Here is a 15474-nt window from a genome sequence, read left to right as displayed (position 1 = left end):
ACCCGCGAGGGCATCCGTGTTTCGCCTTGTGGCGCGAAACACTAAAATGTCTGTATATAGACAATAACTCCCGAAACGTTAAAAAGTGCGCACTACCGCACTGCTGCTGAAAGGCGAAAATGTTGCACTAATGCCAAATGTTCTGTAACATTCGCGCCTCCCTGACAATTGGCGGCACAGCAATGGCATCGACACAGTTGGTCTATCTATTCGCTAGTGACATTCCGGTCGGCACAGCCCTGCCCTGGCCGATTTTCCTCGCGTCCGGAGACCTGCTGGCGCCGTCAGGTTTCATGGTTGCCGACGAGTTGGTGCAGGAACGGCTCCTGATGGCCACGCCGGTGCGCATTGGTACCGCAACGGATCGGGGCCGGCCTTCGATCGAGATGGATTCCGAGGAACTCAGCGCCAGGATCGCGTCGCGCGCGAATGATCCGCTGAAGTACTTCCGGCAGAACGCCGAAACGGTGGTGCTCACCTTCAAGCTGCCGGCCGAGACCGAGCCTCGCACCGTCAACGCCGACTTCTACGGCCGCATCGGCATGTCGTCGGTGATCGTATCGGCCCCGGCACTTGGGCTGGGCGACGACAACAAGTGGAAGAATTTCGAAGGCATGCCGATTACCGTGCAGGTGCTGTTCGGCCGCACCTTGTGCATGTTCAAGACCACCTTACTGCGCTACGCGGCGGTGCCAAACGGCCACCTGTTCCTGCGCTATCCGCAGAAGGTGGTGACCAAGGTGTTCCGCCAGGCCTTGCGCGTAAATGCGCGCATTCCGGCATCGATTACGCTGGACAAGGGCGCTGCGCTTCCAGCTTTGATCACCAACCTGTCCGATTCCGGCTGCGCGCTGGAAACCGGGCTGCTTCTTGGCCAGGCCGGGTCGCCCCTGACCATCACCTTCCAGGCCCGGCTTGCCGACGCAACCCAGATGCTCTCCGTGCCTTGCGTGATTCGCAGCGTCAAGGGAAAGCTGTCGGAGCAGATGCGCTATGGCGTCGAGTTCTCGGACACGACGGCCGAGTCGGTGTCGGCTGCATTGAAAGCGTTTCTTTACGAGCAGCTGGCGGAAGCCTAGTCCAGGCTCCGAAAGAATGCCCGCGCCCCCGGTTCATTCTTTCTTGGCCAGCGCGAGCCGGAACTGCTCCAGCCTGGCTTCATAATCGAGGGCGTCACCGTAGTCGAGGAATTGGGCATAGCGTGCATGATTACCCAGCATTTTCCGCGCATGCTTGATCGGACAGAAATACTGTTCGGTTCGCGCAACGATCTCCGTGCAGTAAGCGATCAGGCCCGCAGCGTACGCACAGTATGTGCAATGAAATTTCTCAAACCGGTTCAAATAGTCGAGATACTGGCGATCGAGCACGATGTAGTCGGCGCGCCGCACTTTTGCGATTCGATAGATGGGAAAGCACAGTGCCTGGTAACAGCTGATGCTCAAATCAATCAAGGCGAGCGGAAAAATCATGGCGTAGATGATCGGCCCGGTAAGCAAATTCTGGGGACGGGAAGCGGTCAACCAATGAAAAAAACCGGTCTTGAGACGCTGATGCTCTTGCCGCACTGCCGAATCGAACTCGATGCGCTTGCCCCTAATTTTAAAAAACATCCGGCTTTCCTGGTCATGAAGCGCAATTGCCAGTTCGTCCTCAAGCGCACTCATCCTGGACAACAGCTCGTGTAACTTTTCATTCATTGTGCCCCCCGGTAGCAGAACGCGCCGACGCGCTGTCCGATGACGTGCCGCGCGGGACAACTCCGGGCGGCGCCGCGTCACTGCGCGCCATGAGACCATCCACCATAACCGGCGAATGCTGGATTGTCACTGCCTTGACTTGACGAGCTTAGTGCAGGCATGAGACGAGATCGAAGTGCATCGCCAGCGCCGCGTGATGCTCTGCTTGAAGGCGGCAGCTGCCAATTGCCTCCGCGCGAGTCAGTCCTTTGGCAAGCGATTCGACACTAACGAAGTCGAGAATCTCGACTTCCCGCCGCACCACACGCAACCAGCCTTTCTGGTTCAGCCGCAGTATCACTCGGCTGACGCTTTCGACTGTCAGGCCGAGGTAGTTCCCAATGTCCTTTCGCGACATGCGTAGCTGAAAACGGCTTGGGGAGTAGCCCCGCGCGGCGTAGCGCGCCGACAGGCTCAGCAGGAAAATGGCGAACCGCTGCTCCGCCCGCATGCTCTGCAGCGACAGCATCGCGCTCTGTTCGCGATTGATCTCATGGCTCATGAGCCGATGGAAATGCCGCTGCAATGTTGGGAGCTCTGCTAACAAGGTCTCAAGCCGCGCGAAGGGAAGCACGCATACTTCGCTATCTTCAAGGGCGATGGCGGCACTTTGATGGTACTGTGTCCCGATGGCATCCATCCCCATCATGTCGCCCGTCATCTGAAACCCGACAACTTGCTGCTCGCCACTTAGGTTGAGGCTGAAGGTTTTGAACTGGCCGAAACGCACCACAAACAGATTTGCAAAAGGTTCTTCCATGCAAAACAGTGACTCATCGCGAGCAAGGCGCCGGTAGCTGATGATTCTGGCGAGCAGACGGTTTTCGCCATCGCTTAATCCCTCCGACAGGCATTGCGCATTGAGCCAACATGGTGCGCACGCGGTACGCGCGGATCGGAAACCTGGAAGCGCGGGAGTTATCGCAAATGTTGAGGACATTGGTTGGCTCCCGGTGGCGAACCTTTAGTCTAGGCCGATGCGATCGTAGCCGCAATGAATATTTCGACCTGTTGTTGAAGCGCGCGCGCCGGGATGCGTTCTCGTGTGCGCGCTTGGCGGATGCCCGTCGGGAGCCGTGCCGCGAGAACGCGGGCCCGGGAATCGCGCGATGATGGTCAACTAATGGTGAGCTTTTCGCTGCTTTTCCCGTTGGGACGCTTGGCTAAAATCAGTTCAAGCACCCCGTCGCGGTAGGTAGCTTGCGAAGCGGCATTATCGACTTCATGGTCAAGGGTAAAGCTGCGGAAGCTCTTGCCAACATAGCGTTCCGCGCGCACGACATTCGATCCGTCCTTTTTTTCCGCTTCGCGTTTGGTTTCCACTGCGATCGACACCCGATTGCCATCAAGATTGACGTTGATATCTTCCTTGTTCACGCCCGGCATTTCCGCCTTCACCGTGTAGGCCTTATCGGTTTCCGAGACATCAATCCTGATCGGCGCTGGCGCTGCGGCATCGCGCAACAGCTGCTTCAGGCGGAAGTCGCGAAAGATATCGTCGATGCTGCGCAGGGAATCGAAGTTAGCCAGTTCCATGAATGGGTCGAAGCGCGTAAGTTGTGTGGACATTGTAGTCTCCTGTTGAGGTCCTTGAATTGGCGCGTCCAGATCGATGCTGGCCGCCCGAACGCAAACCCATTCTGCGCCTTCCCATCGCTGTCGCCTCGCATTGCATTTGATGCACATCACATCGGGCGACAAACGATCACTGTACCGACACAGGCGGATGGTGCCGGAAATGATGCGGCCAAGCCGATCTCACACAACGGGCCAGCCATCTACCCGCCGCTGCCGTATTTTTCCACGTACAGACATGTCAATTTCACTAACATAGTGTAGTAATATTACAGATGGGACCACCCTCATGGCCACCCGTCGCCGCAAGAACCATAAATAAGGACAAGGGAACGTGTGCCGCATCTCACTCCAAAGGAGTAACAAACATGAAGTCTCTTGGTAGTATTACTTCGCGGCTGACGCAGATTCTGACTGCCGGGGCCGCCGGGGTCGTGCTGGCCGCCTGTGGCGGCAACAGCGCAGAGCCCGTCGCACAGCCACCGCAATTCTTTACGCAGTCCGCCGTGCGCGGAGCGGTCGCGGCGCCCGCCCCCGGCACCATCCGCATGCACTTCCATCGCGCGCAAGGCGACGAGCGCGACTGGGGCGTGTATTCGTGGTGGGGCCCCGCCAACCCGAGTTCGGCCTGGATCACCGACCGCTTCATGATGACCGGCAGCGACGCCTTTGGGGGTTACGTCGACATTCCGCTCGACACCAGCAAGACTTCGATCTGGTTCCTGGTCACCGACGGCTACGGCAACAAGAACTGCGGCAACGACCAGGGCGTCGACCTGCGATCGGATATTGCCACCGCAGGCCAGGAAATCTGGATGCTCGAGGGCGACTGCACGATCCACGCCTCGCCTCCGCCGCTCAGCTACGGCAACCTGGCCAACGCCTCGGCCCACTGGCTGTCGGCCGACACGCTCGCGTGGCCCGGTACGCCTGCCACCGGCAGCTATAAACTGTTTTACGCGGCCGATGGCGGCCTGGGTTCCGCGCCGGAAGGCGTCACCGGGGCCGACGGCAGCATGGACCTGAGCGTCGGGGGCGAGCTGTCGCCCGAACTGAAAGCGAAGTACCCGCACCTTGCCGGCCTCACCGCGCTGAAGCTGTCGGCCGATGACGCCGCCGGGCTTGCAGCCAGGGCCAGCAGCCAGTTCGCCATCGCGCAGTACAGCGCGGCGGGCAAGTTGCTGCAGGTCACCTCGCTGCAGGCCAGCGGCATGCTCGATGCGGTGTTCGCCGCCGCAGCGGCCGATGCCAAGCTCGGGGCCACCTTCAACGCAGCCGGGGTGCCGACCTTCCGCGTCTGGGCGCCGACGGCCAGGTCGGTGTCGCTGAACGTGTACGCCGACGCCGCCGCCACGACAGCATCCACCGTGCCGATGTCGAAGGACGCGGCCAGCGGCGTGTGGCACTACACCGCTCCCGACGCCAGCTGGACCAACCGCGCCTACTACACGTACACGGTCAAGGTGCTGTCGCGCTGGGCCGGCAACCAGCTGGTGAGCAACGAAGTCACGGATCCGTATTCGCTCAGCCTGAACGCCAACGGCCAGCGCAGCTTCGTCGCGAACCTGGACAGCCCGCTGCTCAAGCCGGCCGGCTGGGATGAGCAGCGCATCCCGCGCCTCGACAGCGCCACCGACATCGCGCTGTACGAGCTGCAGGTGCGCGACTTCAGCGCCAGCGACCTGTCGGTGCCAGGCGCCCACCGCGGCAAATTCATGGCCTTTACCGACACCGGCTCCAACGGCATGCAGCACCTGCGCAAGCTGCAGCGCGCCGGCCTGACCCACATCCACCTGCTGCCGACGTTCGACATCGCCAGCGTCAACGAGACCGGCTGCACCACGCCGGCGGTGCCGGCGGCCGGGCCAAATTCGGACGCCCAGCAGCGAGCCGTCGCAGCGAGCGAAAACAGCGACTGCTTCAACTGGGGTTACGACCCGGTCCACTACACAGCGCCGGACGGCAGCTACGCCACCAACGCCGCCGACGGCGCAGTGCGCGTGCGCGAGTTCCGCGCGATGGTTCGCGCGCTGCATGAAGAAGGCCTGCGCGTGACGATGGACGTGGTCTACAACCACACCAGCGGCTCGCAGCAGGGCCCCACCTCGGTCCTCGACCGCATCGTGCCGGCCTACTACTACCGCCTCAACGCCAAGGGCGACATCACCAACGACAGCTGCTGCGCCGATACCGCCGCCGAAAACGCGATGATGGCCAAGCTGATGATCGACTCGGCCGTCACCTGGACCAGCCAGTACAAGATCGACAGCATCCGCTTCGACATCATGGGCATGCATCCGTTGTCGGTCGTCAAACGCCTGCAGGCCGCTGTCAACAAGGCAGCAGGCCGCGAAATCTACCTGTATGGCGAAGCCTGGAACTTCGGCGCCGTGGCGAACGACGCGCGCTTCGTGCAGGCGCGCCAGTGGAACATGGCCGGCACCGGCATCGGCTCGTTCAACGACCGCCTGCGCGACGCGGTGCGCGGCGGCGGATGCTGCGACGGCGGCCCTGCCCTGATCAGCCAGCAGGGTTTCATCAACGGCGCCTGGTACGACCCGAATGCGATGAGCACCCAAACCAAAGACGACCTGCTGCGCCTGGGCGACCTGGTCAAGGTCGGACTGTCCGGCACCCTGCGCGACTACAGCTTCACCGACCGCTTCGGCGCTGTGCGCAGGAATTCGCAGATCGACTACTTCGGCCAGCAAGCCGGCTTCGCGGCCAGCCCTGGCGAAACCATCAACTACGTCGAAGCGCACGACAACCAGACCCTGTTCGACCTGAACGCCTACAAGCTGCCGCAGTCGACCAGCCTGGCCGACCGCGTGCGCGTGCAGAACCTGGGCGCGGCCATCAACATGCTGTCGCAGGGCGTGCCGTTCTTCCATGCGGGCCAGGAGATCCTGCGCTCCAAGTCGATGGACCGCGACAGCTACAATGCGGGCGACTGGTTCAACCGCCTCGACTACAGCTACCAGGACAATAACTTCGGCGTCGGACTTCCGATGGCTGGGCCGAACAGCGGCAACTGGGAACTGATGTCGCCGATCCTGGCAAACCCGCTGATCAAGCCGGACCAGGCCGCGATCATCGCAGCGCGCGACTACTTCATCGACATGCTGGAAATCCGCAAGGACACCTCGCTGTTCCGCCTGCGTACAGCGCAGGACGTGATGGAGCGCGTCCGCTTCCACAACACCGGTCCGCAGCAGCTTGCAGGCCTGATCGCGATGAGCATTGACGGCCAGCGCTACCCTGGCGCAAAGTACAAGGGCGTCACCGCCTTCTTCAATGTGGACAAGGTGGCGAAGGACCTGACCATCGCCGAGATGAAGGGCCGCAAACTGGCGCTGCACAAGGTGCACCGGAAGTCGGGCAGCGACGCGCTGGCGCGCACCGCTGCCTTCGACCCAGCCAGCGGCGCCTTCCGCATTCCGCCGCGCACCACGGTGGTCTTCGTGGAAAATGGTGATGGCGGCAATTAAGCAGTAGCGCAACAAGCGCCGCTCCCGCAGCGGGGGCGGCGTGTTTACAAGTACCTGTTCAACCATGAAGAGAATCGACCCATGCACATCAAAGCCGGCCTGATATCAGCCATCCTTGCAGCCTCTTGTGTGGCCCCATCCGCGTGGGCCGACGAGCTTGTCGCAAGCGCCGCCTCGCCAAACAAGATCCTGAATGTCGACGTAAGGATCGAGAACGGCGGCCGCCTGGCGTACGCGGTCAAGCGGCGCGGCGAGGATGTCATCACCTGGTCGCGCCTTGGTTTCGTCCTGACCAATGCGCCAAAATTCGACGGCGGCTTTTCACTCGACAAAAAGACCTTGTCATCGCACGACGACACGTGGGAGCAGCCGTGGGGCGAGCGCCAGTTCGTGCGAAACCATTACCAGGAATTGCGACTTGACCTGGTACAGAAGGATTTCAAGAACCGCCGCATCGCGGTGGTGTTCCGCGTCTACGACGACGGGGTCGGCTTCCGCTACGAGTTTCCGAAGCAGGAGCAGCTGAAGGACGTGAAGATCAGCGACGAACTGACCGAATTCGTGGTCGCCAAACCCGGCACCGCATGGTGGCAGGTCGCTGGCGAAGTGGCCGCGCTCGAGCACCCGGTGCTCAAAACGTCGGTGCGCGAAGTCGGAACCGCCAACACGCCGATGACGGTGAAGACCGAGGACGGCACCCACATCGCCTTCCATGAGGCGGCGCTGGTCGACTATGCGGGCATGTGGATGCGCCGGGTCGAAGGCCAGAAGTTCCGCGCCCACCTGACGCCATCGGCGACCGGGCCTGCGGTCGAGCGCCGGGCGCCCTTCACGACCCCGTGGCGCACCATGCAGATCGCCAGCGACGCCGCTGGCCTCTACATGTCCGACCTGATCCTGAACCTGAATGAGCCCAACAAGCTGGGCGACGTCTCATGGGTGAAGCCATCGAAATTCGTCGGCGTCTGGTGGGAGATGCATCTCAATAAAAGCACCTGGGGCAGCGGCGCGAAACATGGCGCCACCACGGCGAACACCCGCCGCTGGATTGACTTCGCGGCGGCCAACGGCTTCCGCGGCGTGTTGGTCGAGGGCTGGAACATTGGCTGGGACAGCAACTGGGCCGGCGGCGGCGCGGCCTTCAGCTTCACCAAATCCTATCCCGACTTCGACCTGCCGGCGGTCAGCGCCTACGCGATCAGCAAGGGCGTGCGCCTGATCGGCCACCACGAGACCGGCGGCAATGTCGCCCACTACGAAAAGCAGATGGATGCGGGCTACAAGCTGTACGCGCGCCATGGCGTCGACAGCATCAAGTCCGGTTACGTGACCGACGCTGGGGCCGCGCTGTTTGCGGGTCCGGGCAACAGCACCCACTTCGCGTTCACCGACTCGCAGGAAGCATCGCGCCACTTCCTGAAGGCCGTGCGCGAAGCGGCCCGCTACCGCATCGCCATCGACACCCACGAACCGATCAAGGACACCGGCCTGCGCCGCACCTATCCGAACTGGCTGACGCGTGAAGGCGCGCGCGGCATGGAGTACAACGCATGGGGCAATCCGATCAACAGCGTGGACCACGAAGCCAACCTGGTCTTCACGCGCATGCTGAGCGGGCCGATGGACTACACGCCCGGCATCCTGAGCCTGGAAGGCGTGGACGGCAAGCCGATCCACTCGACGCAGGCGAAGCAGCTGGCGAACTTCGTGCTGATCTACTCACCTATCGTGATGGCCGCGGACCTGATCGAGAACTATGAGAAGTATCCGGTGCCATTCAAGTTCATCAAGGACGTACCGACCGACTGGGCCGACACCCGCGTGATCCACGGCGCGGTTGGCGAGTACGCCACCATCGCGCGCAAGGACCGCCGTTCGGCCGACTGGTATGTGGGGTCGGTGACCGACGGTGCGGCGCGCACGCTGTCGCTGCCGCTCGACTTCCTCGAGCCGGGCAAGCGCTACGTCGCCGAGATCTACCGCGACGGCGACCAGGCCGATTACCGCACCGCGCGCCGTTTCGACCTGGTGGCCGAAAAGCGCACGGTGGACGCGAAGGATATCCTGCAGCTCAAGCTCGCGCCCGGCGGCGGCCAGGCGATTCGCCTCAGCCCGGCGCCCTGACCGAGGGAGCCGGCGTGCCGTGCTAGGCTGCCTGCGGGCCTTGCAGCGGCACACGCACGGTGAAGACCACGGTCGGCTCCACATACTTGTACGTCAGGCTGCCTCCGTGCCCGTTGACGATCTGGCGTGCAATGTACAGGCCGAGGCCAACACCCTTGCGGTTCCTCGGGTTGTTGAGCGAGGTATGCTTGAATGGGTCGAACAGTTTCTCCGCCACTTTCGCCTCGATCGGCGCGCCGACGTTACGCACTTCGATGACGGCGTCGCCGTCCACTGCGTGCAAACCAACGCCGATCGCCTGCCCCAGTTCGCCGTGATGTAGCGCGTTGCTCAGCAGGTTCGCAAGTACCTGGACAATGCGGTCGACATCGACCACCGCCATGACCGGGCCGGGTACATCGAGCTGGAACGTGGCGCCTGGATGCGCCTCCCGCAGTTCGTCGACCAGTTCTGTAATGACAGCGCCAAGGTCCGTCATCGCCGGATTCATGCCCAGGCCAATGCCGCCGTTGATGCGGCTCATGTCGAGCACGTGGCCGATCAGCCGTTGCATGCGGTTCGACGATGACTGGATGCGGCGGCCGATGGTCTGCGTGCCCGAGCCGCGCTCGATCAGGGCGCCGGCCATGTTAATGGCCTGGAGCGGATCGCGCAGGTCGTGGCCAAGCATCGCCATTAGTTCGGTGCGCGCACGGTCGATTTCAGCATTGCGCGCCGCCACGAAACGGGTCAGCTTGGCGAGCAGTTGGGCGGCGATCGTCAGCGCGGTGGAATCCCAGGGCTCGGCCTTGCCGCGCACCGTCTCGCGCCACTCGGCAAAGGAACCGCGCGGGGTCAGGCGCGGACCGAGCGGGCCATGGGCAACGATCTTGTCCGGCTTTCCGCCCCAGCGCACCAGTTCGAGCTGCTCGAGGCGCATCGCCACCACCACGCCCTGCGACGGCGGATCGAATTTCATCGCGAGCATGCCAACCCAGCCCTCGAGGCTGCCGCGCATCGCCGGCGGCCAGTCGGCCAGCTCGTTGAACTGGCAAAGCGCTTCGCAGTCGTGTGGGAGCGCGTGTACGACGTCGGCGGCAAGGACGTGGTCCAGTTTGCCGTGAACGGTCAGTTCGCCCATTTGCGAAATAATCAGGGCGTCAGCGCCGAGCGCGGCGCGCAGCCGGTCGGCATAGGCGTCGAGGGTGCGCACGACATTGTCTTCCTGGCTCATCGCTTCGAGGATGCACGATCCCAGTTCGGCGCCCTGCTCAATGCGCGCCGCCTGGCTGCGTGTTTCTATTGTCTGTACGCTGGAGGCCAACACCTGTGCCATCACGTCGGTGGCCATCCGAATCGAATACGGCACTTGCAACGGGGTCATGTGGTGGCAGGCCAGCATACCCCACAGTCGTCCGTTAATGACGATCGACACGCTCATCGATGCCTGGACGCCCATATTGCGCAAGTACTCGACGTGAATCGGCGACACGCTTCGCAGCACGCTATAGCTCAGGTCAAGCGCGGCGTCGCCTTCGCGCCCCTGCAGTGCGACTGGCTGGTAGGCTACGTCCGCGATGATGCGCAGCGTGTTGATCAGGTAAAGGCGACGCGCCTGCGCCGGAATATCGCTGGCCGGATAGCGGCGGCCGAGGTAGGGTTCGATGCCGTCGGCGCACGCTTCGGCGACCACGTCGCCGCTATCGTCATGGCGGAAACGGTAGGCCATGACGCGATCGAATCCAGTCAGCATGCGGACCTGCTGCACCGCCATGTTCAGCAAAGCGTCAATCGATTGCTGGCGCTTGAACCGGTCGATCGACGCATGGGCCTTCAGGGCGAACGCCGCCACGGCGTCGGAGCGCAACGTGCGCCTTTCGAATTCGACCAGGATACGACCATCGTGGCCATGCGCGACGCAGTCGAATTCTGCTTCGCCGATGACGACTTCGCATGATACCGGCATGGCGGCGCCGTCATGCATGTCCAGGCGGACCAAGTCGGCCAGTTCAAGCGCTTCAGCCGGCAAAGCGAGGGTCGATATGGGCGCGCCAACGGCCGGGGTGCAGCCAATCATACCCGCCGCATTGACACTCCATGCGACCAAGCCAAGGCCCGGATCAAAAGCCAGCAGCGCGCCATGCGGCTGGATCGAACCTGGTATGTGGATAGGCTCGTCGTCGCAATTGGAAAGACTCACATCCTCGGGAATGAACGCCATGCAATATATTAGATAGTAAAGAACCACGGCAACCGTGATTTGTTAAAGCGGCGAACACGCCGCGTCACAGAATTATATCCGAATCATCGCTTTTCCAGTCTTACAGGAAACGGGAGCGCCGAGGCTGAGGCTCCCGGGCCGGCCGTCAGTTTAATCCCGCCACCGCCACTGCCGTCATGTTGACAATGCGCCGCACCGTTGCGCTCGGGCTGAGGATATGCACCGGCCTGGCCGTGCCGAGCAGGATAGGCCCGACGGTAACCCCCTTGCCCGCTGCTACCTTGAGCACATTGAACAGGATGTGCGCGGCATCGAGCGAAGGCATCACCAGCAGGTTGGCGCTGCCGGCGAAACCGTCCTCGATCTGGTAAATGTCGCGAATCTCCTGCGACAGCGCGGCGTCGCCATGGACCTCTCCGACCAGCGACAGCTCCGGCGCAGCCTTTGCCAGCAACCCGCGCGCTTCGCGCATGCGGCGGGCGGACGGGCGCTCGGACGAACCTTGCGAAGAATGCGACAGCAGCGCCACCTTCGGCTCCAGACCAAACTCGCGCAGCGTGGCAGCGGCCAGCTGCGTGATCTGGGCCAGCTCCGCCGCACTTGGCTGGTCGTTGACGTAGGTATCGGTGATGAACAGCGTGAGCTTGTCGAGCACCAGGGCATTCATGGCCGCCAGCACATCGACGCCCGGCGCAGTGCCGATTTCGTTCTTCACGTGCTCCAGGTGGCTGTCGTAGCTGCCCTTCATGCCGCAGATAAGCGCATCGACCTCGCCCGATTTGAGCAGGCGCGCGCCGCTCAGCGTGGTGTCGCCGTCGGCGTCCACGAGCGTGTAGTCGACATCGCGCTTGAGCCGCAGCCCCGCCGCCTTGATCGCGCGCTCGACGCTGCCGCCCTGCCCGATCAGCACCGGCGTGGCCAGCCCTTCATCGACGACGGTCTGCACGGCGCGCAGCACGCGAATGTCGTCCGCTTCCGCATACGCCACCCGGCGCGCTTGCGCCCTGGCCTTGGTGAACACCGGCTTCATGAAGAACCCGGTGTGGTAGATCATCTGTGCCAGCTTGTCGCGGTAGGCTGCCATGTCCTCGATCGGACGCGCCGCCACGCCAGATGCGGCGGCGGCTTCGGCCACTTTCGGCGCAATGGCCGCCAGCAGGCGCGGGTCGAACGGTTTCGGGATGATGTATTCAGGGCCGAACGACAGGTCCTGGCCCTCGTAGGCCGAGGCCACCATGTCGCTGGCCTCCGCTTCTGCCAGCTCGGCGATCGCGGTCACGCAGGCGAGCTTCATCTCGTCGGTGATGCGGGTCGCGCCGCAATCGAGCGCGCCGCGGAAGATGTAGGGGAAGCACAGCACGTTGTTGACCTGGTTCGGGTAGTCCGAACGGCCGGTCGCAATGATGCAATCAGGCCGCGCCGCGCGCGCCACTTCCGGCCGGATTTCCGGCTCAGGGTTGGCAAGCGCGAGGATCACCGGCTGCGACGCCATGGTCTTGACCATCTCGCCGGTCAGCACGCCGGAAGTCGAACAGCCCAGGAATACATCGGCGCCTTCGACGATGTCAGCCAGGGTGCGGGCAACGGTAGCCTGGGCGTAGCGCGCCTTGTTGGCTTCCATATTCGCCTCGCGGCCGACGAAAATGACGCCCTTCGAATCGGTGACGAAGATGTTTTCGCGCTTCACGCCCAGGAGCACCATCATGTCGAGGCAGGCGATCGCCGCAGCGCCAGCGCCGGACACTGCCAGCTTAACTTCGCCGATGTCCTTGCCGACCACCTTGAGGGCATTAAGCAGCGCCGCGGTGGAGATGATCGCGGTGCCGTGCTGGTCATCGTGGAACACCGGGATGTTCATCCGTTCGCGCAGCTTCTTCTCGATGTAGAAGCACTCGGGCGCCTTGATGTCTTCCAGGTTGATGCCGCCCACGGTCGGCTCCAGCATCGCGATCGCATCGACCAGCTTGTCCGGATCCATTTCGTCCAGTTCGAGGTCGAACACGTCGACCCCTGCAAATTTCTTGAACAGGCAGCCCTTGCCTTCCATGACCGGTTTGGATGCCAGTGGACCGATGTTGCCGAGCCCGAGCACGGCGGTGCCGTTGGTGATCACGGCGACCAGGTTGGCGCGCGATGTATATTCAGCGGCCATGTTGGGGTCTGCGGCAATCTCTTCGCAGGCGTAGGCAACCCCTGGCGAGTAGGCGAGCGACAGGTCGCGCTGGTTGGACAGCGGCTTGGTGGCGACGACTTCGATCTTGCCGCGCGTAGGGCTGCGGTGGTACTCGAGCGCATCTGCGCGCAACTGCGTGTCTTTGTCTTGGTTCTGGCTACTTTCCGTACTCATTCTAAATCTCCAGCGTGGTGAGGCCAACTACAACGGTAGTGATAGGCACTTGATAAACTGAAAATAGTGTACCAACAGATGCAGCATTGCGTTGGAAGCGCATCCAAATGACGCTCCCATTTTTGAGGCGGCCCGCAGGTGTCCGCAGGGCGGCGTGTTGGAAAGGCGCGTTTAATCCACGACAAGTGGCCTGGCCGGTCTTGATACCTGCCTGGCGTTTGGTCCCGCGGGAACAGCTTCGTATTCGGACCGGACGGCGCACTGTACGTGTCGGTGTTCTGCGCGCTAAACAGGACCTTTGCCCCATTCGACCCTATTCCGCGCCGCCGACTACCCCCGTTTGAAAGTCATGCCGTACTCGCGCTGGGTGCGCTCGGTTCCCTCTGACATTTTCGCTCTCCTTGGAATAAAGCACGTAAGTGGCAACCTATTCCAGGACGGGAGACAGCCAAAAAAAAGCTCCCTTGCGGGAGCTTTTTTTTTAATACTGGCGGAGACGGTGAGATTCGAACTCACGATACGGGTATAAGCCGTATGCATCCTTAGCAGGGATGTGCCTTCGGCCACTCGGCCACGTCTCCATTCCTGGTCCAGCAACGCCAGATCAAGAGACCGGAATGTTACAGTTCACCAGCAGGTTTGGTCAAGGGAACCCGCGAAGTTTTTTGAAAAAAATTATTCTTTTTCCAAATCAAAGGCCTTGTGCAGCGCGCGCACTGCCAATTCCATGTATTTCTCGTCGATCAGCACCGAAATCTTGATTTCAGACGTAGAAATCATCAGGATGTTGATACCCTCTTCCGACAGCGTGCGGAACATTTGCGAGGCCACGCCTACGTGGCTGCGCATGCCCACGCCGACCACGGACACCTTCGAGACCTTGGCGTCGCCGGACACGCTGGCCGCGCCGATCTCGCTCTTGACGCCTTCCAGCACGCCCATCGCCTTCTGGTACTCGCCGCGCGAGACGGTGAAGGTGAAGTCGGTCTTGCCTTCTACCGACTGGTTCTGGATGATCATGTCGACTTCGATATTGGCGTCAGCCACCGGTCCCAGGATGTGATACGCCACGCCTGGCTTGTCCGGCACGCCCAGGATGGTGATCTTGGCTTCGTCGCGGTTGAATGCGATTCCCGAAATGACTGCTTGTTCCATTTTTGTATCTTCCTCAAACGAGATCAGGGTGCCCGAGCTGGCTTCTTCTTCAAGCGGCATCAGGGGATCGGTCAGCGACGACAGCACGCGCGTCGGTACGCGGTAGTTGCCTGCGAATTCGACGGAACGGCTCTGCAGGACTTTCGAGCCCAGCGACGCCAGTTCCAGCATTTCTTCAAACGTGATCGTCTTCAGGCGGCGCGCTTCTTCCACCACCCGCGGATCGGTCGTGTACACGCCGTCAACGTCGGTGTAGATCAGGCATTCGTCGGCTTTCATCGCAGCTGCAATCGCCACGGCCGAGGTGTCCGAACCGCCGCGGCCAAGGGTGGCGATGTTGTCTTCGTCATCGACGCCCTGGAAGCCGGTGATGATGACGATCTTGCCAGCGTCGAGGTCGGCGCGCACTTTTTCGTCGTCGATCGACTGGATACGTGCTTTCGTGAACGACGAGTCGGTCTTGATGGCGACCTGCCAGCCAGCGTAGGAAACAGCTTGTTTGCCGATCGCCAGCAGCGCCATCGCCAGCAGGCCAACGGAAACCTGCTCGCCGGTCGAGGCGATCATGTCCAGTTCGCGCGGATCGGGCTGGTCCATGATCTGTTTGGCCAGGCCGATCAGGCGGTTGGTCTCGCCCGACATTGCTGATGGCACGACGACGATTTGGTGCCCTGCGTCATGCCATTTGGCGACGCGAGCAGCAACGTTCTTGATGCGATCCGTCGAGCCCATCGACGTACCGCCGTATTTGTGGACGATTAATGCCATAAGTGTGAGGAAATCCGCGCAAAAGGTGTAGAAATGAAGAGCTTTACTCTACATGTTGCGCTGCAAAATCTCAAGTCA

General features: G+C 62.0%; 9 protein-coding genes and 1 tRNA gene. 3 read left to right on the top strand and 7 right to left on the bottom strand.

The genetic code is table 11. The features are described 5' to 3' along the window. Window positions 1-182 precede the first annotated feature (182 nt). Window positions 183-1079 carry a PilZ domain-containing protein gene (locus LMJ30_RS14910; RefSeq protein WP_229433128.1) on the top strand — a complete coding sequence of 299 codons (897 nt, stop codon included), beginning with the start codon at window positions 183-185 and terminating at the stop codon, window positions 1077-1079. Between the two features lie 33 nt (window positions 1080-1112). Here the strand turns inward: LMJ30_RS14910 and LMJ30_RS14905 are convergent, their stop codons facing one another. From LMJ30_RS14905 to LMJ30_RS14895, 3 genes are all read right to left on the bottom strand, one after another. After that, window positions 1113-1700, bottom strand: coding sequence for a hypothetical protein (locus tag LMJ30_RS14905; protein WP_229433127.1), 588 nt, complete (start codon window positions 1698-1700; stop codon window positions 1113-1115). Between the two features lie 148 nt (window positions 1701-1848). Further along, the gene (locus LMJ30_RS14900) at window positions 1849-2679 is read right to left on the bottom strand and encodes a helix-turn-helix domain-containing protein (protein ID WP_229433126.1); all 831 of its coding nucleotides are present in this window, start codon (window positions 2677-2679) and stop codon (window positions 1849-1851) included. Window positions 2680-2855: 176 nt separating this feature from the next. Beyond that, window positions 2856-3308 (bottom strand): Hsp20/alpha crystallin family protein, encoded by a 453-nt coding sequence (locus LMJ30_RS14895; RefSeq protein ID WP_229433125.1) that lies wholly within the window; start codon window positions 3306-3308, stop codon window positions 2856-2858. A 374-nt stretch (window positions 3309-3682) separates the two neighbouring features. On the opposite strand from LMJ30_RS14895, the gene LMJ30_RS14890 reads away from it, so the two are divergent. Continuing rightward, window positions 3683-6802: an alpha-1,6-glucosidase domain-containing protein gene (locus tag LMJ30_RS14890; protein WP_229433124.1), complete on the top strand. Its 3120-nt coding sequence runs from the start codon at window positions 3683-3685 to the stop codon at window positions 6800-6802. 81 nt (window positions 6803-6883) lie between these two features. Beyond that, complete coding sequence (locus tag LMJ30_RS14885; protein ID WP_229433123.1) at window positions 6884-8926, top strand: glycoside hydrolase family 97 protein; 2043 nt, start codon at window positions 6884-6886, stop codon at window positions 8924-8926. Window positions 8927-8948: 22 nt separating this feature from the next. Here LMJ30_RS14885 and LMJ30_RS14880 read toward each other — a convergent pair whose 3' ends face one another. The 4 genes from LMJ30_RS14880 to LMJ30_RS14865 form a co-directional block, all read right to left on the bottom strand. Continuing rightward, window positions 8949-11126 (bottom strand): ATP-binding protein, encoded by a 2178-nt coding sequence (locus LMJ30_RS14880; RefSeq protein ID WP_229433122.1) that lies wholly within the window; start codon window positions 11124-11126, stop codon window positions 8949-8951. Window positions 11127-11271: 145 nt separating this feature from the next. Further along, window positions 11272-13473, bottom strand: a complete 2202-nt coding sequence (locus LMJ30_RS14875; RefSeq protein ID WP_229433121.1) for an NADP-dependent malic enzyme — start codon at window positions 13471-13473, stop codon at window positions 11272-11274. Between the two features lie 488 nt (window positions 13474-13961). Then, a tRNA-Ser gene (locus LMJ30_RS14870) sits at window positions 13962-14054 on the bottom strand. A 94-nt stretch (window positions 14055-14148) separates the two neighbouring features. Beyond that, window positions 14149-15396 (bottom strand): aspartate kinase, encoded by a 1248-nt coding sequence (locus LMJ30_RS14865; RefSeq protein WP_229433120.1) that lies wholly within the window; start codon window positions 15394-15396, stop codon window positions 14149-14151. Window positions 15397-15474 lie beyond the last annotated feature (78 nt).

Origin of the sequence: Massilia agrisoli, from assembly GCF_020831365.1 — a bacterium.
Classification (GTDB): Bacteria; Pseudomonadota; Gammaproteobacteria; order Burkholderiales; family Burkholderiaceae_D; genus Telluria_A; species Telluria_A agrisoli.
This window is presented reverse-complemented; position numbering and strand designations above follow the sequence as displayed.